Origin of the sequence: Agrobacterium sp. SORGH_AS_0745 (genome assembly GCF_030818995.1) — a bacterium.
Classification (GTDB): Bacteria; Pseudomonadota; Alphaproteobacteria; order Rhizobiales; family Rhizobiaceae; genus Agrobacterium; species Agrobacterium tumefaciens.
The window spans coordinates 1,015,603-1,035,256 of record NZ_JAUTBI010000003.1; the positions used below are offsets into that span (position 1 = coordinate 1,015,603).

Annotated in this window: 19 protein-coding genes; 9 read left to right on the forward strand and 10 right to left on the reverse strand. The window is 58.4% G+C overall.

What is annotated here, in order from left to right; all coding sequences use genetic code 11:
• Positions 1 to 25 precede the first annotated feature (25 nt).
• The gene (gene dut / locus QE432_RS14670; RefSeq protein ID WP_065688385.1) at positions 26 to 496 is read right to left on the reverse strand and encodes a dUTP diphosphatase; all 471 of its coding nucleotides are present in this window, start codon (positions 494 to 496) and stop codon (positions 26 to 28) included.
• A 90-nt stretch (positions 497 to 586) separates the two neighbouring features.
• Here dut and QE432_RS14675 point away from each other — a divergent pair, with 90 nt between their 5' ends.
• From QE432_RS14675 to QE432_RS14685, 3 genes are all read left to right on the forward strand, one after another.
• On the forward strand, positions 587 to 2,170 hold the full coding sequence (locus QE432_RS14675; protein WP_003514729.1) for a peptide chain release factor 3: 1,584 nt from the start codon (positions 587 to 589) through the stop codon (positions 2,168 to 2,170).
• Positions 2,171 to 2,240: 70 nt separating this feature from the next.
• A complete protein-coding gene (gene coaBC, locus QE432_RS14680; protein WP_111795046.1) occupies positions 2,241 to 3,446 on the forward strand; it encodes a bifunctional phosphopantothenoylcysteine decarboxylase/phosphopantothenate--cysteine ligase CoaBC in 1,206 nt (401 codons plus the stop codon).
• The gene (locus QE432_RS14685; protein ID WP_111804308.1) at positions 3,443 to 3,802 is read left to right on the forward strand and encodes an MmcQ/YjbR family DNA-binding protein; all 360 of its coding nucleotides are present in this window, start codon (positions 3,443 to 3,445) and stop codon (positions 3,800 to 3,802) included. Before coaBC ends, QE432_RS14685 begins: the two co-directional genes overlap by 4 nt.
• Before the next feature lie 23 nt (positions 3,803 to 3,825).
• On the opposite strand, the gene QE432_RS14690 is transcribed toward QE432_RS14685, so the two are convergent.
• From QE432_RS14690 to ubiE, 3 genes are all read right to left on the reverse strand, one after another.
• On the reverse strand, positions 3,826 to 4,740 hold the full coding sequence (locus tag QE432_RS14690) for a sterol desaturase family protein (RefSeq protein ID WP_013635359.1): 915 nt from the start codon (positions 4,738 to 4,740) through the stop codon (positions 3,826 to 3,828).
• Positions 4,741 to 4,903: 163 nt separating this feature from the next.
• Entirely contained in the window at positions 4,904 to 6,478 is a 1,575-nt protein-coding gene (ubiB, locus tag QE432_RS14695) for a 2-polyprenylphenol 6-hydroxylase (RefSeq protein ID WP_003514736.1), read from the reverse strand.
• A gap of 36 nt (positions 6,479 to 6,514) precedes the next feature.
• The gene (gene ubiE, locus QE432_RS14700) at positions 6,515 to 7,291 is read right to left on the reverse strand and encodes a bifunctional demethylmenaquinone methyltransferase/2-methoxy-6-polyprenyl-1,4-benzoquinol methylase UbiE (RefSeq protein ID WP_080799684.1); all 777 of its coding nucleotides are present in this window, start codon (positions 7,289 to 7,291) and stop codon (positions 6,515 to 6,517) included.
• 143 nt (positions 7,292 to 7,434) lie between these two features.
• Here ubiE and mutM point away from each other — a divergent pair, with 143 nt between their 5' ends.
• The 4 genes from mutM (at position 7,435) to dnaA (ending at position 11,938) form a co-directional block, all read left to right on the forward strand.
• Positions 7,435 to 8,337, forward strand: coding sequence for a bifunctional DNA-formamidopyrimidine glycosylase/DNA-(apurinic or apyrimidinic site) lyase (gene mutM, locus QE432_RS14705; RefSeq protein WP_111782858.1), 903 nt, complete (start codon positions 7,435 to 7,437; stop codon positions 8,335 to 8,337).
• A gap of 31 nt (positions 8,338 to 8,368) precedes the next feature.
• Complete coding sequence (locus QE432_RS14710; protein WP_003514743.1) at positions 8,369 to 9,142, forward strand: enoyl-CoA hydratase; 774 nt, start codon at positions 8,369 to 8,371, stop codon at positions 9,140 to 9,142.
• Positions 9,143 to 9,336: 194 nt separating this feature from the next.
• Positions 9,337 to 9,603: a 30S ribosomal protein S20 gene (rpsT, locus tag QE432_RS14715; RefSeq protein WP_003493474.1), complete on the forward strand. Its 267-nt coding sequence runs from the start codon at positions 9,337 to 9,339 to the stop codon at positions 9,601 to 9,603.
• Between the two features lie 871 nt (positions 9,604 to 10,474).
• Complete coding sequence (gene dnaA, locus QE432_RS14720; protein WP_003514748.1) at positions 10,475 to 11,938, forward strand: chromosomal replication initiator protein DnaA; 1,464 nt, start codon at positions 10,475 to 10,477, stop codon at positions 11,936 to 11,938.
• Between the two features lie 74 nt (positions 11,939 to 12,012).
• Here the strand turns inward: dnaA and hemW are convergent, their stop codons facing one another.
• Genes hemW through rph form a run of 3 tightly spaced genes read right to left on the reverse strand, consistent with a single transcriptional unit; the run spans position 12,013 to position 14,596 of the window.
• The gene (hemW, locus tag QE432_RS14725) at positions 12,013 to 13,212 is read right to left on the reverse strand and encodes a radical SAM family heme chaperone HemW (protein WP_111782946.1); all 1,200 of its coding nucleotides are present in this window, start codon (positions 13,210 to 13,212) and stop codon (positions 12,013 to 12,015) included.
• Between the two features lie 5 nt (positions 13,213 to 13,217).
• The gene (gene rdgB / locus QE432_RS14730; protein WP_003514751.1) at positions 13,218 to 13,862 is read right to left on the reverse strand and encodes an RdgB/HAM1 family non-canonical purine NTP pyrophosphatase; all 645 of its coding nucleotides are present in this window, start codon (positions 13,860 to 13,862) and stop codon (positions 13,218 to 13,220) included.
• A 17-nt stretch (positions 13,863 to 13,879) separates the two neighbouring features.
• Positions 13,880 to 14,596 carry a ribonuclease PH gene (gene rph / locus QE432_RS14735; protein WP_003514752.1) on the reverse strand — a complete coding sequence of 239 codons (717 nt, stop codon included), beginning with the start codon at positions 14,594 to 14,596 and terminating at the stop codon, positions 13,880 to 13,882.
• Positions 14,597 to 14,732: 136 nt separating this feature from the next.
• Here rph and hrcA point away from each other — a divergent pair, with 136 nt between their 5' ends.
• Both hrcA and grpE read left to right on the forward strand, forming a co-directional pair.
• Positions 14,733 to 15,824 (forward strand): heat-inducible transcriptional repressor HrcA, encoded by a 1,092-nt coding sequence (gene hrcA, locus QE432_RS14740; protein WP_003514754.1) that lies wholly within the window; start codon positions 14,733 to 14,735, stop codon positions 15,822 to 15,824.
• Positions 15,825 to 15,937: 113 nt separating this feature from the next.
• On the forward strand, positions 15,938 to 16,573 hold the full coding sequence (gene grpE / locus QE432_RS14745) for a nucleotide exchange factor GrpE (protein ID WP_003514756.1): 636 nt from the start codon (positions 15,938 to 15,940) through the stop codon (positions 16,571 to 16,573).
• A gap of 129 nt (positions 16,574 to 16,702) precedes the next feature.
• On the opposite strand, the gene ptsN is transcribed toward grpE, so the two are convergent.
• The 3 genes from ptsN to rpoN all read right to left on the reverse strand — a co-directional run bounded on the left by ptsN (position 16,703) and on the right by rpoN (position 19,613).
• Positions 16,703 to 17,164: a PTS IIA-like nitrogen regulatory protein PtsN gene (ptsN, locus tag QE432_RS14750; protein ID WP_003493488.1), complete on the reverse strand. Its 462-nt coding sequence runs from the start codon at positions 17,162 to 17,164 to the stop codon at positions 16,703 to 16,705.
• 82 nt (positions 17,165 to 17,246) lie between these two features.
• Entirely contained in the window at positions 17,247 to 17,828 is a 582-nt protein-coding gene (gene hpf / locus QE432_RS14755) for a ribosome hibernation-promoting factor, HPF/YfiA family (protein WP_003514759.1), read from the reverse strand.
• Positions 17,829 to 18,062: 234 nt separating this feature from the next.
• Positions 18,063 to 19,613: an RNA polymerase factor sigma-54 gene (gene rpoN, locus QE432_RS14760; RefSeq protein ID WP_306624770.1), complete on the reverse strand. Its 1,551-nt coding sequence runs from the start codon at positions 19,611 to 19,613 to the stop codon at positions 18,063 to 18,065.
• Positions 19,614 to 19,654 lie beyond the last annotated feature (41 nt).

Below are 19,654 nucleotides of genomic sequence, written 5' to 3' on the forward strand. Positions count from 1 at the left end.
AACAATCGCCCATAAAGGGGGCTGGTCAAAGCCCCGTGGAGCCGAAACCACCGGCACCGCGTGCCGTCTCGGATGTTTCGGTCACTTCGCTGACTGCCACCTGCGTAACTGGTGCAATCACCATCTGTGCGATGCGCATGCCGCGCTCGATGACAAAATCGGCCTGCCCCAGATTGGCGAGAATGACCTTCACTTCGCCGCGATAGTCGCTGTCCACCGTGCCGGGGGAATTGAGGCAGGTGATGCCGTTCTTGATGGCGAGGCCGGAGCGCGGACGGATTTGCGCCTCATAGCCTTGCGGAACCTCGAAGACGAAACCGGTCGGCACCAGCGCCCGTTCGCCCGGCTGCAAAGTCAGCGGTTCATCGGCCGGCACTGCGGCGCGCAGGTCCATTCCGGCGGCGCCACGGGTTTCATAGGAAGGCAATTCGAGGTCTGCGCCATTGGCGAGACGCACAAGCCGGAGGAGGGGTCGATTATCATTTTGAACGGTCATGCGGCATTAGTTTGCCGAGATCGCGGCAAGGTCAATTGCAAATGCGGGCCTGAAACGCTAGATACCCCGCAATTCCACAGGATTTGTCAGATGGCCGAAACACTTGCCGAGGCGGTCTCCCGCCGCCGCACCTTTGCTATTATTGCGCACCCGGACGCGGGTAAGACCACGCTTACGGAAAAACTGCTGCTGTTCGGCGGAGCGATCCAGCTTGCCGGTGAGGTGAAGGCGAAGAAGGATCGCATCCAGACCCGTTCGGACTGGATGAAGATCGAGCGCGAGCGCGGCATTTCGGTCGTCACTTCGGTCATGACCTTCGAATATAACGACCGCGTCTTCAACATCCTCGATACGCCCGGCCACGAAGACTTTGCCGATGACACCTACCGCACGCTGACGGCGGTGGATGCGGCGATCATGGTCATCGATGCCGCCAAGGGTATCGAGCCGCGCACGCTGAAGCTTTTCGAAGTTTGCCGCATGCGCGATATTCCGATCATCACCTTCATCAACAAGATGGACCGCGAAAGCCGCGATCCCTTCGAGATTCTGGATGAGGTCGAGGAAAAGCTGGCGCTCGATACCGCGCCGATCACCTGGCCGGTCGGCCGGGCGAAGAGCTTCTGTGGCGCTTACAATCTTGCTGAAAACACTTTTCGTGGCAACGACACGCAGGTGGATGGCCTTTCGGTCAACGGCCCTCAGGCTGTCGCCGATCGTCTGCCGGAAAATGAGCGCAAGGTCTTTATCGAGGAAACGGAACTGGCTCTGGAAGCCTGCCGCCCCTTTGACCGTCAGGCGTTCCTGGAAGGTCACATGACGCCGGTATTCTTCGGTTCGGCGCTGCGCAATTTCGGTGTGCGCGACCTCATCAATGCGCTGGGTGATTTCGCCCCGCCGCCGCGCGATCAGGTGGCGGATACCCGCACCGTGCATGCGGCGGAAGACAAGATGACGGCCTTCGTGTTCAAGATTCAGGCCAATATGGATCCCAACCATCGCGACCGCATCGCGTTTGCCCGCATCTGCTCCGGCAAGCTGGAGCGCGGCATGAAGGCGCGGCTGTCGCGCACCGGCAAGCTCATGGGGCTGACCGCACCGCAATTCTTCTTCGCGTCACAGCGCCAGCTGGCCGATACGGCCTTTGCGGGCGATGTGGTCGGCATTCCCAACCACGGCACGCTGCGCATCGGTGATACGCTGACCGAAGGTGAAAATCTCGTATTCCAGGGCGTGCCGAACTTCTCGCCGGAAATCCTGCGCCGCGTGCGCTTGGAAGACGCGATGAAGGCGAAGAAGCTGAAGGAAGCTTTGCAGCAGATGGCGGAAGAAGGCGTCGTGCAGCTCTTTTCGCCAGAAGATGGCTCGCCCGCCATCGTCGGCGTTGTCGGCGCGCTGCAGCTCGATGTGTTGAAGGAACGGCTGATGGGCGAATATGGCCTGCCGGTCTCGTTTGAAATGTCTCGCTTTTCCGTCTGCCGCTGGATCTCGTCCGATCAGCCGGCGGAAATGGACAAGTTCCTCAACGTCAAACGCGGCGATATCGCTCGCGATCTGGATGGCGATCCGGTGTTTCTGGCGCAGGATGCCTTCTCGCTGCGGTATGAATCCGAGCGGTTTCCGGCGATCAAGATGGTCGCGATCAAGGAATATCACGTTGCCAAGGCGGCGTGATATCAGCCGGATTGCACTTTGAATGCCAAGGGCTTAGTTTCCCGGTTAAACAGGAAACTGGTCCGGCATCATGACGCTTTCAGGCAAACATATTCTCCTCATCATCTCCGGCGGCATCGCGGCCTATAAGAGCCTCGACCTCATCCGCCGTCTGAAAGAGCGCGGCGCCAAGGTGGCGCCAGTCATGACGAAGGGCGCACAGGAATTCGTCACTCCGCTTGCTGTTGGCGCACTGTCCGCCACCCACGTCTTCACCGAGCTTTTTTCGAGGCAGGACGAGCAGGATGTCGGGCATATCCGGCTCGCACGCGAATGCGACCTCGTGCTGGTCGCGCCCGCCACCGCTGATCTGATGGCGAAGATGGCGAATGGTCTGGCTGATGATCTTGCGTCCACGATCCTTCTGGCGACCGATCGGAAGGTGCTGATCGCACCTGCCATGAACCCGAAAATGTGGTCGGCAAAGCCAACGGCGCGCAATGTCGAAACCCTGAAAAAAGACGGCGTGTTTTTCATCGGCCCTATGGCAGGCGAAATGGCGGAAAAGGGCGAGGCCGGTCTTGGTCGTATGGCGGAGCCTTTGCAGATCGTCCAAGGCGTCGAGGCTTTGCTGGATGGCGGTCCGAAGCCTTTAAAAGGCAGAACGGCGATCGTTACCTCCGGCCCCACCCATGAGCCGATCGATCCGGTGCGTTACATCGCCAACCGCTCCTCCGGCAAGCAGGGCCATGCCATCGCAGCTGCGCTTGCGGAATTGGGTGCGGAGGTAACGCTGGTCTCGGGTCCCGTCACGATTGCCGATCCGGCGGGCGTTGCAACGGTCCATGTCGAGCGTGCCGAGGAGATGCGCGATGCGGTGATTTCAAGACTGCCGGTGGATATCGCCGTCATGGTCGCCGCTGTCGCCGACTGGCGGGTGGCGGGTTCTTCGGAGCAGAAGATCAAAAAGCAGCCGGGCGATGCCCCACCTGCGCTGCAACTTATAGAAAACCCCGATATTCTCAAAACCGTCGGCCACCACGAAAAGCGCCCGAAGCTGGTGGTGGGTTTCGCCGCCGAGACGCAGGATGTCGAGAAAAACGGCCGAGCCAAACTGGAGCGCAAGGGCGCCGATTATATCGTTGCCAATGATGTGTCGGCGGAAACCGGCATCATGGGCGGAGACCGCAACAGCGTGAAGATCATTTCGAATGAGGGTATTGAGGCCTGGCCTGATATGGACAAGGCCGAAGTCGCCAAACGTCTGGCGGCCCTTATCGCGGAGAAACTCGCATGAGCCTTTTCGATCGCAAGACATTCGACAGGTTGCTCGGAGAATGGCCGGGCGTCCGTTTCGTCGATCAGTGGGATTCCCACGTTGCCAAGGTCGGAGACAAGGTCTTTTCCGTTTTGGGTGAGCGTGACGACTGGCGGCTTGTGGTGAAATGTTCGGAGGAAAGCTACGAAATCCTCACCTCGCTGGAAGGTATCCATCAGGCACCTTATTTCGCCAAGCGCAAATGGATATCGATCTCCGATCATTCACCGCTGGAGCAAGAGGAGCTGGAACACTATGTCCGCCGCTCCTATGAACTCGTTGCTGCAGGGCTGACGAAGAAGCTGCGGGTCGAACTGGGAATTCTCCCGGCCTGACGGCGGCATTGTCGCCAATCCCTTCAATTTTCTTTCGTGTTTCGCCCGATGATCTGGCGAACCCCTTCTTTAGTGAAAGGCTGAAAAAGCTGTGGCAGAAAGCCCTTTGCGATTTCTCCCTTGATGCCGATGTTGGTCGAGGAAGGGCGATCGGGATTGAAATAGCTGCCGAACAACTGGTCGAAAATGACAAGGTTCTCGCCATAATTGGTATTTCCCTCAGGCAGCTCTTTGGAGTGGTGCCAACGGTGCAGCCGGGGCGTGCTGAACACGTAGTCCAGCGGCCCGGTTTTCATATCCACATTGCAATGGGTCAGAATGCCGATGAAGGCGGTCACAGCCGCGAGCCACCAAAACACCTGCAACGGCGCGCCCATGAGATAAAGCGGAATCTGGCTGAGCGCGATCTTGAACAGCGAGTCGGCCACATGAAAACGGCCCGTATTGACGACCCAAAGGCGGACAACGCTGTGATGAAGCGCGTGAAAACGCCAGAAGAACACCGTTTCATGGGCGATACGGTGCGCCCAGTAGAGACCGAATTCAGCGATCATCAGGGCGAGCGTGACCTGAACAACCATCGGCAACTGAGAAGGCCACAGGTCGAATTTCATGGCCGCCAAAGGTTGCAGAAAAATTGCGGTCAGCATTGGAAAGAGCACCGCTGCCGTGGCAGCAAGCTGAACAAGCCCCTTGGTCAAGAGCGTGTGGGCGATATTGTTGACGGTTTCACCATCAGACTGAAGCCATTCCGTCTCATAGGGAATGTAACGCTCAAGAAGAAACAGGCTGGCCACCGCGCCCGCGTAGACGGCGAGGAATGTGGTGATCGGATGCTCACTCGAAAAAGCGAAATAAGCCCCGGTAAGACCGAGAAAAAACACCATGGGCCACGAGCAATAGGTAAGGACCCGTTTTACGGCTTCATTTTTTGCCATCAATCTCAATTCCCGTCCGGCAATCATTTAACTTTCAACCAAGATCAGGTCATTATCCTCGATATGTTGCAGCAGCATGGTACGCATCTATCGAACTGGAAGACCGGCGATTTTCGGTTCGAAAGTGTGCCGCACCGGCGTGAGCGCCGAGTTTGAATATCGTTTAGCTGATCCTGATCGCGATATAGAGAAGCGTGAGCGCAATCACCCAGAGCGCCGCCCGGCCCCATCTGGTGTGGCGCGCTTCCGCCTTGCCGATCGCTTCCGCGGTCTGGGCGTCGAAACGCAGGCCGTTCTCGCTCATATACACCAGGTCGGAATGCAGCTTCTCCGTCTTGGCAGCGATCTCGGGGGCCGCTTCCGCAAGCTTGAGAGCCGCCTTCACGCCGTCCTTCAGATCGGTGACAATGCGTTTCGGGCCAAGATTGTCCCTTATCCAGCCGCTGACGACCGGATCGGCCGCTTTCCACATGTTGAAACGCGGATTGAGCATGCGGGATACGCCTTCCACCACCACCATGGTCTTTTGCAGCATCACCAGTTCCGGGCGCGTTTCCATGTCGAAGAGCTCGGTAACTTCGAACAGCAGCGTCAGCAACTTGCCCATGGAGATCGTCTCGGCCGGCTGGCCGTGGATCGGTTCGCCGATGGCGCGGATCGCCTGCGCAAAGCTGGCTTTATCGTGATGGCCCGGCACATAACCGGCTTCGAAATGCACCTCCGCGACGCGCATGTAATCGCGGGTGATGAAGCCGTAGAGGATTTCGGCAAGGAACCTGCGTTCTTTTTTGCCCAGCCGCCCGGCAATGCCCATATCCACGGCTACGATCATGCCCTGCGGATCGACAAAGAGATTGCCGGGGTGCATGTCGGCATGGAAAAAGCCGTCGCGCAACGTGTGCCGCAGGAAGGACTGGATGAGGGTATCAGCCAGCTTGTTCAGATCGTGACCGGCAGCCTTCAGCCCCTCAATATCCGACATCTTGACGCCGTCGATCCATTCCATGGTGACGACATCGCGGCCGGTGCGTTCCCAATCTACCTCCGGAACGCGGAATCCGGGGTCTTCTTTGGTATTTTCGGCAAGTTCGGAAAGGGCGGCGGCCTCAAGCCGCAGATCCATCTCGATCTTGGTTGTCTGTTCCAGCGTGCGAGTGACTTCCACCGGCCGCAGGCGGCGGGCAGAGCGGACGAAACGCTGTTGCAGGTCGGCGATCAGATACATCGCCTCCAGATCGTTCTGGAAGCGCTGGCGAACGCCGGGGCGAATGACCTTGACGGCGACCTTGCGCGGCCCTTTCGGCGTATCCACTATCGCCGGGTGAACCTGGGCGATGGAAGCGGCGGCGATCGGATCGCCAAATTCCCTGTAGAGTTCCGAAACAGACCGCCCGAGCGAACCTTCAATATTGGCCTTGGCCGCGGCTGCGGGGAAAAATGCCATGCGGTCCTGCAGGCTCGCAAGATCGTCGGCGAAGTCGGCGCCGACCACATCCGGCCTTGTGGCCAGAAACTGTCCCATCTTCACATAGGACGGGCCAAGCCGCTCGACAGCTACCGCCAGCCGGTCGCTACGCTGCGCCCGCTTGGCCTTGCTGCGGGCGAATGGCTTCAGCAATGCCTTCATCACTTGCGCGGAGGCAGGAAGGTCATCGGATGGCAAGGCCAGCACGACGCCTTCGCGCACGAGAACCCAGCCAACCCTTGCGAGGCGGAAATATGCGCCCAAAGTGCTCATGCTTATGCTTGTCTCCTGCTTTTGCCGGGCATGGTCTTAAAGCTTCCAGCCGGAATGCAGGGCGGCGATACCGCCGGTGTAATTGGTATAGGTCACGCGCGAAAAGCCGGCGGTACGGATCATCGTTGCGAAATCCTCCTGATTGGGGAATTTGCGGATAGACTCGACCAGATATTGATAGGGCTCGGCATCCCCGGTGATCATCTTGCCGAATTGCGGAATGGCGTTGAACGACCATGCATCATAGACGCGGTCGAGTAGCGGCATTTCCACCTCGGAAAATTCCAGCACCAGCAGTCGCCCGCCACGTTTCAGCACGCGGTAGGCTTCTTTCAGCGCAACGTCGATGCGCGGTACGTTGCGAATGCCGAAGGCGACCGTATAGGCGTCGAAGGTATTCGCCTCGAAGGGCAGCTCCTCGGCATTGGCTTCAACGAAGGTCAGATTGTCGGAGAGCTTTCGTTTTGCCGCGCGCTCCTCGCCAACGGCAAGCATCGAGCCGTTGATATCGAGAACGGTGGCATGCGCCAGACGGTTGGAGGCTTCCACGATGCGGAAGGCGATATCGCCGGTGCCACCAGCTACGTCAAGCACCTTATAAGAGGCATCCTTGCGCGGTGAAAGCGAGGACACCATGGCGTCCTTCCACAGCCGGTGCAGGCCGGCCGACATCACGTCGTTCATAATGTCGTAGCGCTTGGCCACCTTGTGGAAGACATCGTTGACCAGCCCCTGCTTTTTGCCTTCGTCCACTTTGTGAAAGCCATAGGACGTTTCCATGCCGCCTTGGGCAGTGGTACGGGCGTCGGTCATCGTCTGTCTCCATATTAATTGCGTGGCGGACCATAGCGGAAACGCCATGGCGACGCTATCTGTTGCCGCATCGCCTGGGCGCGACATTTCGCGTGCATTGTATAGACCACATGGTCCTAACGATAAACTGCCGGATAAGCCAGATGCCAGAATTGCCAGAAGTCGAAACCGTTAGACGCGGCCTCGCGCCCACCATGGAAGGGGCAAGAATCCGCAAGCTCCATCTTGGCCGTCCCGATCTGCGCTTTCCGTTCCCGGAGGACTTCGCGGGCCTGATCGAGGGCAGGACGATCATATCGCTCGGGCGCAGGGCGAAGTATCTCTTGATAGAGCTGGAAGACGGGCTGACGATCGTTGCCCATCTTGGAATGTCCGGCTCGTTCCGTATCGAGGCGGCGGCGGATGAGGCGGGAAATAGGAACGCGCCCGGCGCGTTTCATTATGCCCGCTCGAAGGACGGCAAGCACGATCATGTCGTCTTTCATCTGGATAAGGGCGAAGAGCGCATCTGCGTCATCTATAATGACCCGCGCCGCTTCGGCTTCATGCATCTGGTGGAGCGCAACAAGCTCGACCTCTACCCCGCTTTTGCGGAGTTGGGACCGGAACCGACCGGCAACGCGCTGAGCGCGGATTATCTCGCGAGCCGGTTCCAGGGTAAAAGCCAGCCGTTAAAAAGCACGCTGCTGGACCAGAAGGTCATTGCGGGCCTTGGCAATATCTATGTCTGTGAGGCGCTGTGGCGTGCCCATCTCTCGCCTTTGCGGGCGGCGGGAACGCTGGTGACCAAAACCGGAGAGCCGAAGCCGCAGCTCATCAATCTCACGGAGAAGATCCGGGACGTGATCGCGGACGCAATCGCCGCCGGCGGCTCTTCCCTGCGCGACCATATACAGACGGACGGAACGCTCGGCTATTTCCAGCATTCCTTTTCAGTCTACGATCAGGAAGGCCAGCCTTGCCGTACACCCGGCTGCGGGGGTACGGTTGAAAGGATAGTGCAGGCCGGTCGTTCGACCTTTTATTGCGCGGCCTGCCAGAAGTAGCTGAGGCGGAATAATGGCGAGGGAGACTGCCGTGGATTATGAAACGATACTGGTCGAGAAGCGCGACGAGGTGGGCGTGATCACGCTAAACCGGCCCAAGGCGCTCAACGCCCTCAATTCGGTGCTTCTGAAGGAACTTCGGCACATTCTCTCCTCGTTCTCTGCTGACGATTCCATCGGCGCGATCATTATAACGGGGTCGGAAAAGGCATTTGCCGCCGGCGCGGACATCAAAGAAATGCAGGGGCTGGATTTTGTCGATGCCTATGTCGGCGACTTTCTCGGCGGCTGGGACGAGGTCGCATCGACCCGCAAGCCGGTCATTGCCGCAGTCTCCGGCTTTGCGCTGGGCGGCGGGTGTGAGCTGGCAATGATGTGCGATTTCATCATCGCTTCGGACACCGCGAAATTCGGCCAGCCGGAAATCACGCTTGGCGTCATTCCCGGCATGGGCGGCTCGCAGCGGCTGACGCGGGCGGTGGGCAAGGCGAAGGCGATGGATCTGGTTCTGACCGGCCGCATGATGGATGCGGCCGAGGCAGAGCGCGCCGGCCTCGTTTCGCGGATCGTCCCCGCGGCAAATCTCATGGATGAGGCGGTGGATGCCGCCACGCGCATCGCCTCGCTGTCTCGCGCTTCCGTTCTCATGGCCAAGGAAAGCGTCAATCGCTCCTTCGAGGTTCCTCTTTCGGAAGGGCTGAGATATGAAAGGCGATCCTTTCAGTCGCTCTTTGCAACAGCGGATCAGAAGGAGGGCATGGCGGCCTTCGTTGAAAAGCGCAAACCCGCTTTCCGGAATCGCTAAGGATTCGGAATATCGGCGTTTTCCGCCATTTGCGCGTTGACGGGCGTACGCTTTAGCGGTATATGCCCGCCCACGGTTAAGGAAAGCCATCCGGCTTGTCCGAAATTACTCCCGCATTCTTGGGTTAAGTGAGGTCTTCGAACGACCCGATCCTCTGGTTGCGGAATTTGGTTTGAATTCGAAGAGAGGCATACATGGCCAATACAACTTCGGCGAAAAAGGCGACCCGCAAGATCGCTCGCCGTACCGCAGTCAACAAGGCTCGCCGTTCGCGCGTTCGCGGCTTCATCCGCAAGGTCGAGGAAGCTATCGCTTCGGGCGATCTGGCAGTAGCCACCGAAGCTCTGAAGGCAGCTCAGCCTGAGATCCAGCGCGCAGCGACGCGTGGCGTTCTGCATGGCAACACGGCATCCCGTAAGGTGTCGCGTCTTGCCCAGCGCGTTAAGGCTCTTTCCGCCTAATCCGGCTAATCACAATTAACTATTCAAAAAGCCTGGTCTTTTGACCGGGCTTTTTGTGATTCTAACCCTACGTTAATCATTCCTGCCGTAACGTGACAAACGCGTGTCAGATGAGCGACAAGAAAAACTGAATAAAAACAATGGATTGCCGGAGGTCTCCCGAAAAATGGGAAGCTTTCTCTACGGAAGTCGCAGCCAGTTTTGAGTCAAGAAGATTTTTATTTTTTTGCCAAAACGGGCTATCGAAAAATGCCAAAATTGAATCTCATTGATTCATAAGCGATTCTGCTTCGGACCTTGCCGGTGATGCAAAACGACCATTGCGAGTCAATGGTCGATCTGAGTTTTTGCAGAAAAAACGCCATTGATCTCTCCCCACGATCCTGCCTAAATGCATTTCAACAAGGGGTGCGGATCTCAGTCCACAGATTATCTCGATGATCGTATCGACGATATTCACCTTCTTGCTGGCGGGCCTTTCGAGGTCCGTTTTCTCAGGTCATTGAGCTTTTTGTGCCGTTTCGGTCTCGGAACGGGCTGGAGCTTTTTGTCCTTAAGAATGCGCCTTACAGTTGTAGCGAAAGGAGCGTTTTTAGCGTGTCGCAGGCCTCTCCATGAAGGGGAGGGAAATGGGATAACCGGCTCGCAAACAAGTAGTAGTCTTTGACGCTCTTTCGAGGGGAGTGCTGGAGGCGGGAAATAATACGAGGGGGATCTCTGGCGATCGTTTTTTGATCGTCAGGCTATGATTGGCAATTTGAAAGGCGGCAATATGCAATTGAATTTGGCGATGGGTGCGGTGGCCGATGGGGACCGCGCACCACAGGCTCGTGATGCAGCTTGCTCAGAAGCGGCAGGGGATAAATCGGCAATGAAGCACGATGCGCTGTTTGAACGTTTTAGCGCGCGGCTGAAGGCACAGGTTGGTCCCGAGGTCTATGCAAGCTGGTTTGCACGGCTCAAACTCCACACCGTTTCGAAAAGCGTCGTCCGCTTTACCGTTCCGACGACCTTTCTGAAGTCCTGGATCAACAACCGTTATATGGATCTGATCACCAGTCTCGTCCAAAGCGAGGATCCGGACGTGCTGAAGGTGGAAATTCTTGTCCGCTCCGCCAGCCGCCCGGCCCGCCCCGCGCAGGTCGAGGAACGGGTGCAGCCCGTTCAGGACATGGGCGCTGTTGCGCGCAACAAGTCCTTCATTCCGTCGCAGCCCGCGACAGCACCCTCTGCACAGCCTGCGGCGGCGCAGGCGACGCTGCGGCAGGGTAGCTCCGGGCCGCTGTTCGGTTCGCCGCTCGATACACGTTTCACCTTTGACACTTTTGTCGAGGGCTCGTCCAACCGCGTCGCGCTTGCGGCGGCAAAGACGATCGCTGAAGCGGGTGCCGGTGCTGTGCGCTTCAATCCGCTGTTCATTCATGCTGGTGTCGGGCTTGGCAAGACACACCTTCTGCAGGCGATTGCCAATGCCGCCATCGACAGCCCGCGCAACCCGCGTGTGGTCTATCTGACGGCCGAATATTTCATGTGGCGTTTTGCGACCGCGATCCGCGACAATGATGCGCTGACGCTGAAGGACACCCTGCGCAATATCGACCTTCTCGTCATCGACGACATGCAGTTCCTGCAGGGCAAGATGATCCAGCACGAATTCTGCCACCTGTTGAACATGCTGCTCGACAGCGCCAAGCAGGTTGTCGTGGCCGCTGACCGCGCGCCGTGGGAGCTGGAATCGCTTGATCCGCGTGTCCGTTCGCGCCTTCAGGGTGGCATGGCCATCGAGATCGAAGGCCCCGATTACGACATGCGCTACGAAATGCTCAACCGTCGCATGGGTTCTGCGCGTCAGGACGATCCGTCTTTCGAGATTTCGGACGAAATACTGACCCATGTGGCCAAAAGCGTGACAGCGAGCGGACGCGAGCTTGAAGGCGCCTTCAACCAGCTGATGTTCCGACGCTCTTTCGAGCCGAACCTCTCGGTTGACCGTGTCGATGAGCTGCTGTCGCACCTCGTCGGCAGTGGGGAGGCCAAGCGCGTCCGTATCGAGGATATTCAGCGCATCGTCGCCAGGCATTATAATGTGTCGCGGCAGGAGCTGGTTTCCAACCGTCGCACCCGCGTCATCGTCAAGCCGCGCCAGATCGCAATGTATCTGGCCAAGATGCTGACACCGCGCTCATTTCCCGAGATCGGTCGCCGTTTCGGCGGTCGCGACCACACCACGGTTCTTCACGCGGTGCGCAAGATCGAGGATCTGATTTCCGGTGACACCAAGCTCGGCCACGAGGTTGAGCTGCTGAAGCGCCTGATTAACGAAAACAACGCATGAAAAAAGCGGCCTTCGGGCCGCTTTTTTATTGGTTTCTCGGTTGTTGATTGGCTCAGGACCAGGCAGGCTGCCGGTCAGCAGGCGAGATCGGCGACCACGGCATCCAGAATAAGCATTCCGGAAGGGGTGCAGCGCAGGCGGGAATTGCCGATCCGTTCCACGAAGCCGTGTTGCAGGAGGAATTCCTCTTTCTCCGGGTCGAGTTCGCGGCCGGAGAGATCGCTCCAGCGAGCAAGATCAATGCCTTCGCGCAGGCGAAGACCCATCAGCAGCAATTCGTCTGCCTGTTCGTCGACGCCGAGAAGCTCCTGATCGACCATGCCGTGGCCTTCACGCTCGACGGTATCGAGCCAGGTTTCGGGATGGCGCTCGGTGACGGTGGCGAGCTTGGAGGCGCCATTGGTCAGGCGTCCATGCGCACCGGGTCCAATACCGGCATAATCGCCATAACGCCAATAGGTCAGGTTATGGCGGCTTTCCGCACCGGGGCGGGCGTGATTGGAAACCTCGTACGCCGGCATGCCGTAACGCTCGGTGATTTCCTGCGTCGCTTCATAAAGCACCGCCGAATGCTCGCCATCCGGTACGATCAGCTTGCCAGCCTTGTGCAGCCCGTAGAACGGCGTGCCTTCCTCGATAGTGAGCTGATAGAGCGACAGATGGTCGACGGCGTAGGAGACGGCTTCCTTCAGCTCAGCGTCCCATTCGGCCACCGTCTGGTTCGGGCGGGCGTAAATCAGATCGAAGGACATGCGCGGAAAAATCTCCCGCGCCAGACGGATGGCTTTAAGCGCATCGGCAACATCATGCAGACGGCCAAGGAACTTCAGGTCCCGGTCGTTCAGCGCCTGGACGCCGAGCGAGACGCGATTGACGCCGGCTGCCCGGTAACCGCGAAACCGCTCCGCCTCGACGCTTGAAGGATTGGCCTCCATGGTGATCTCGATACCATCAGGCACATGCCAGAAGCGCGAAACGCCATCAAGAAGCGCGCCTACGGTCTGCGGGTCCATCAGCGAAGGTGTGCCGCCGCCCATGAAAATGCTGGTAACGACACGCGGACCGCTGAGCGCCCGCATCTTTGCCATTTCGCTGAGGAACGCCGCAGTGAACCGTTCCTGATCCACCGGGCGGTGGCGGACATGGCTGTTGAAATCGCAATAGGGGCATTTGGCCGCACAGAAGGGCCAGTGCAGATAGATCCCGAAACCGGGATCGCCCGTATCCGGCAGAAGCGACGCGCCGGGGGCAGAAAGTTGGTGCTCCCCGGTCATCGGGTTCATGCCTCCAGACAGGTTTCGACGAATTTTTTGAACGCGCGGGCACGGTGGGAGAGCGCAAACGCATCGCCGTGCTTCCAGCCGTGTTTTTCGTCTGCGGTCATTTCACCGAATGTGGTGTCGTAACCTTCCGGTTTGAAGATGGGGTCATAGCCGAAACCGCTCGTTCCACGCGGTGGCCACGCCACCGTGCCTTCCACCTCGCCGCGAAAATATTCGACATGCCCGTCCGGCCAGGCAAGGCACAGCACGCTGACGAAGCGGCCCGTGCGGTCTTCCGGCTTCGTTGCACCGCGTTCGGCAAGCGCATCCTCGACCTTCTGCATGGCCATGGCGAAGTCGCGCGTACCGTCAGCCGTTTCCGCCCAATTGGCGGTGTAAACGCCCGGCGCGCCATCCAGCGCATCGATGACCAGACCGGAATCGTCAGACAGAGCCGGCAGGCCGGATGCCTTCGCAGACGCAAGCGCCTTGATGGCAGCATTTTCCTCAAAGGTGGTGCCTGTCTCGTCCGGCTCCACGAAGTTTAGCTCCGCAGCCGATTTGGCTGAAAAGCCGAAAGGCCCGATCAGGTCGGCGATTTCGGCGATCTTGCCCTTGTTGTGGCTGGCGACAACGATCGTTCTGGTATCGAGCTTGCGCATGACGTTTTCCTGTCGGCTCAGGCGATTGCCTGCTTCTGAAGGGCCACCAGTTCGCTGCATCCGGCCTTTGCAAGACCGAGCAGCGTCAGGAATTCCTCTTCGGAGAAGGGGGCACCTTCCGCGGTTCCCTGCACTTCGACGATGCCGCCGGAGCCGGTGATGACGAAATTCGCATCGGTCTCGGCGGAGGAATCCTCGAGATAATCGAGATCGATGACCGGCTGTTTTGCAAAGATGCCGCAGGAGATCGCGGCGATATGGTCTTTCAGGACCTTCTCGACCTTGATCATGTTGCGAGTTTCCATCCACTTCAGGCAATCATGCAGGGCGATCCATGCGCCGGTGATGGAAGCCGTGCGCGTGCCGCCATCGGCCTGAATGACGTCGCAGTCGATGCTGATCTGGCGCTCGCCAAGCGCCTGCAGGTCGACCACTGCACGCAGCGAGCGGCCGATGAGGCGCTGGATTTCCTGCGTGCGTCCGCCCTGCTTGCCGGCCGAGGCCTCGCGTTTCATCCGCTCATGAGTGGAACGCGGCAGCATGCCGTATTCAGCGGTGACCCAGCCCTTGCCGCTGTTGCGCAGCCACGGCGGCGTCTTTTCCTCAAGGCTTGCGGTGACGAGCACATGCGTATCACCAAATTTGACCAGACAGGAACCTTCGGCATGTTTCGAGAAATTGCGCTCGAAGGAAACCTTGCGCATCTGATCGGTTTTTCTGCCTGAAGGCCGCATATGATCCACTCTCCATGTTGGTTCCTGCCTTCTAAGGCGCGCCCCGGGGTTTTGCAAAGCCAATTTCCATTTTGCCGCAGCGGTGCAACGCATTATATTGGTACGGACAGAGTTTTGACGATAAAGAACGGATGATATGGGCTTTTCCGCACCGCTTTCAAAAGATCAGGCATCGTTGCTGGATGAACGGTCGCGGGAGATTTTCCGGCGCATCGTCGAAGGCTATCTCGACACCGGCGAACCCTTGGGGTCGCGCAGCCTGTCGCGGCTGTTGCCGATGTCGCTTTCACCGGCCTCCGTTCGCAACGTCATGAGTGATCTCGAGGAACTGGGTCTCATCTATTCGCCGCATATCAGCGCCGGTCGCCTGCCCACCCAGACGGGGCTGCGCTTCTTCGTGGACGCATTCATGCAGGTGGGCGATCTGCCCGCCGATGAGAGAGCCAGTATCGACCGCCAGATCGGTCCAGTCGCCGGCCACGAGCAATCGCTGGAAGGGTTGCTGACGGAGGCAAGCCGCATGCTTTCAGGCATGTCGCGCGGTGCGGGCCTGGTGCTGACGGCCAAGAGCGACGTCATTCTCAAGCACGTTGAATTCATCCGGCTGGAGCCCACCAAGGCGCTTGCCGTGCTGGTAGGGGACCACAATCAGGTCGAAAACCGTATCATCGAATTGCCGGTCGGCATTTCGTCATCGCAATTGACAGAGGCGGCGAATTTCATCAATGCCCATCTTTCCGGGCAGACGCTGCAGGAACTGCGGGGCCAGTTTCAGACGCAGCGTGCCGAATTGCAGTCGGAACTCGGCACGCTCGCGCAGGACCTCATTGAACGTGGTCTCGCCATATGGGCGGGCGACAATGAAGAGGGCAAGCTCGGCCGCCTCATCGTCCGCGGACGCTCCAACCTGCTGGAAGGTCTGGCCGGTGAGGAAGATATCGATCGTGTGCGCCTGCTGTTCGACGATCTGGAGCGCAAGGAAAACCTCATCGAGATCCTCAACCTTGCAGAAAGTGGCTCAGGCGTCAGGATTTTCATCGGCTCGGAAAACAAGCTCTTCTCGCTGTCAGGCTCGTCACTGATCGTGGCACCTTATCGGGATGAGGAAAATCGCGTTGTGGGTGCCGTCGGCGTCATCGGTCCCACGAGGCTAAATTACGCCCGTATCGTGCCTATGGTGGACTACACCGCACAAATTATGGCCCGCCTTTCCCGAAAGCAGAGATAGGACAAGCCCGCAAGGTTAGAGAATGCGGCAAGCTTTTCGCCGCAAGCCTTGATTTTTGCCGTTCAAACCTCGATATCGGGCGCAACCAACAATATTCAAATCTGGAGAACGTCATGACCGACGATACGAAAAAGCCCGGACCTGACGCGGACGTCGCCGAAGAGTTTGTCGAACCCGCATTTACAGGGGAAGAGACGGCGGAAGCTGCCGAGCCCGATCCGATCGAACTGCTCAGGGCCGAAAATGCCGATCTGCGCGACAAGTTCCTGCGTCTTGCAGCAGAAATGGACAATCTTCGTCGCCGCACCGAACGCGAAGTCAAGGATGCGAAGGCCTATTCTCTCGCCGCTTTCGCGCGCGACATGCTTGCCGTTTCCGACAATCTTCGCCGCGCTCTTGAAGCCATTCCGGACGAACTCAAGACCAATGGCGAAGCCGGTCTCAACGGCCTGATCGAAGGTGTCGAGATGACGGAGCGCTCGATGCTCTCGACGCTGGAGCGCCACGGCGTCAAAAAGATCGATGCGGAAGGCCAGAAATTCGATCCGAATTTCCACCAGGCGATGTTCGAAATTCCAAACACGGCAGTTCCGAACAACACGGTGCTGCAGGTGGTTCAGGCCGGTTTCACCATCGGTGACCGGGTGCTGCGCCCCGCCATGGTTGGCGTCTCAAAGGGTGGCCCGAAGGTGGAGACCGCCGCAGCGCCCGAGCCGGGCACCGCCTCCGTCAACGAGAAGGATGCGTGAGGCATTCCCTCATCTAAAGCGCGTCCGGATGTAAAAGCGGGGCGCGCTTTTGTTTGAAATGCTCCAATAAAAAACGCGCCTCAAGGGCGCGTTTTTTTGTCCATGGAAAGGACCGTCGGCAGCCTTTGATCAGGCAGCGGTCGCCTGCTCCTGATTGAGGAAGGCGTAGATTGCCGTGTCGGAATCGGTGGCACGCAGCTTGGCCACCAGCTCGGGGTCGCGCAAAGCTCGGGCAATTCTCGACAGCGCCTTCAGATGATCCGCGCCGGCGCCTTCGGGTGCGAGCAGCAGGAAAACCAGATCGACCGGCTGGTCATCCAGCGCCTCGAAATCAACAGGTGTTTCAAGACGTGCGAAGACGCCGGTGATCTGATGGATGCTGCTCAGCTTGCCATGCGGAATGGCAATGCCGTGCCCCACACCGGTGGAGCCGAGTTTCTCACGCTGGAGGATGACGTCGAAAACTTCCCGTTCCGATACTCCGGTAATTCTGGCTGCCTTTGCGGCCAGCTCCTGAAGCAATTGCTTTTTGGAATTCACCTTGAGGGCGGGAATAATCGCATCTTGTTGCAGCAAATCTGCCAACGCCATTCTCTTTTTCCTTCATGCCATCGAGACGATGCAGGAGGCAGATACGCTTTCGCGCTCTGCCTCCCATGTCTTGTCAGACTGTTCAGCTCTTGATCGTTTCCGCGTCGATCCAGCCAATATTGCCGTCATGTCGTCGGTAGACGATGTTGAGATATTCCTTGCCGGGGCTGCGGAACAGCAGAACCGGTTCGTCCGTCATGTCGAGCGCCATCACGGCGCTGGCGACGGACATCGTCTTTATCTGTTTCGAACTTTCCGCAACGATCGTGGGTGCGTAGTCTTCCGGAACCTCGTGGTCCTCATCGGGGACAGCATCCATTACCGTATAGGCGATTTCCGACATCGCGCCGTTCGCCGCGGAACCATTGTGGTGATGGTCCTTCAGCTTCCGTTTGTAGCGACGCAGGCGCTTCTCGATACGCTCGGCGGCGGCATCGAAACTCGCTTGCGGATCATTTGCCTGACCCGCCGCATGCAATACAACACCCGTATCGAGATGCAGTTTGCAATCGGCTGCAAAACGCGATCCGGACTTCTCTACGGTCACTTGGCCTGAATACCCCCCATCGAAGTATTTGGTAACTGCCAGACCTATATTGTCCTCAATCCGCTGCCGGAAAGATTCGCCGATCTCCATATGTTTACCAGATACACGCACACTCATGGAAAATTTCCTTTTTGTAGTGATTTGCGAGTACCAGCTTACGTCAAGCCGCGCGCGCATCCAAGCGTTTCGAAGGCCTTTAAAAGCCCCCATTCGAATTTTACGCCCATGGACGGTGGAGATGAATCCGTTACAAATGACCTTGCTTACGTGTGCGGCGGGCTTCTAGCCCTTGCCGTAGCAAGAGTCAATGGTGCGGCTGGAAAGCCCTGAAAACGTGACCAGCGCCACCGCTCAGAACGCCGACAGTCTGGCCAGGGCCTTCTTCTCGCGCCGTCTCTGAACGGAGGATGGGATGTTCATCGCCTCGCGATATTTGGCCACGGTCCGGCGGGCAAGATCGATACCACTCTTTTTCAGATTATCGACGATATCGTCGTCGGAAAGCACTGCGTCGGCGGCCTCCTGCGTGATCATCGCCTTGATGCGATGACGCACGGCTTCTGCCGAATGGCTGTCACCGCCTTCCACCGAGCTGATGGAAACACTGAAGAAATACTTCAGCTCAAACAGGCCGCGCGGCGTCAGCATGTATTTTTTCGACGTCACCCGGCTGACGGTGGATTCGTGCATCTTGATGGCGTCGGCCACCGTCTTGAGGTTCAGCGGGCGCAGGTGGTCCACGCCATTGACGAGAAAGGCGTCCTGCTGGCGCACGATTTCGGTCGCCACCTTCATGATCGTTCTAGCGCGCTGGTCGAGGCTGCGGGTCAGCCAATGGGCCGTCTGCATGCATTCGGAAAGGAAATCCTGATCCTCTCCCTCGCGCGACTTGTGCCTTGAAACCTCTGCGAAATAGGTCTGGTTGATGAGCACGCGCGGCAGGGTCTCGGGGTTGATTTCCACAAGCCAGCCGCCGGCAGAGGAGGGGCGAATGATGATATCAGGAACGATTGTCTCGGAAACGGTCGAATCGTAACCAGCGCCCGGACGCGGATTGAGCGTGCGGATTTCCGCCAGCATGTCGAGAAGGTCTTCCTCATCCACGCCGCAGAGTTTTTTTAGAGAAGCGAAATCCCGTTTCGCCAGAAGCTCCAGATTGTCGATAAAAGCCCGCATTGCCGGATCAAGCCTGTCCTTCTGGGCAAGCTGGATCGCCAGACATTCGCTCAGCGAGCGGGAAAACACGCCGGGAGGATCAAAGCCCTGAAGCGTCTCCAGAATTCGCTCCACTGCCGAAGGCGCCGTCCCCAGCCGTTCAGCGACGTCTTCGACGGCATCTACGGCGATATATCCGGTCTCGTCGAGCTGGCCGATCAGCGCATCGGCGATCATCCTGTCTTCCACAGAGGATATGGCGAGAGGCAATTGCTGATTGAGATGGTCGCTGAGGGTCTGTTTCGCGGCAACGAAGTCGTCGAGATCGTAACTCTCGCCTGACTCCTGCCCGGGCATGGATTTCCACTGCCCCGCCAGTTCGGGTGCGTCGGGCTTTCTGGGTTCGGTATCGTCAGGAAAGACATTTTCGAAGCTGGTGTCGAGCTGTTCGCCGAGATTTGCCGCGCGATCGCCGTACCAGTCGTCGCTGTCGGCCGTTACCGGCGCGGACTTGTCGGACCCTTCGCTGTCGGCATCGCCGAAATTCTCCGCATCAGCAGGGGTATCGTTGCTCAAATCGCCGTCGTTTGCCGCAATTTCAAGCAAAGGATTGCGCTCCACCTCCTGCGCGATGAACTGCGTCAGTTCGAAATGCGTCATCTGAAGCAGCTGGATGGACTGCATCAGTTGCGGTGTCATCACGAGAGACTGGTTTTGACGCAGCAAAAGGCTGGCAGATAATGCCATGGCGGACGCGAAACTCCCCTTACAGCTTCTTCGTCGCCACA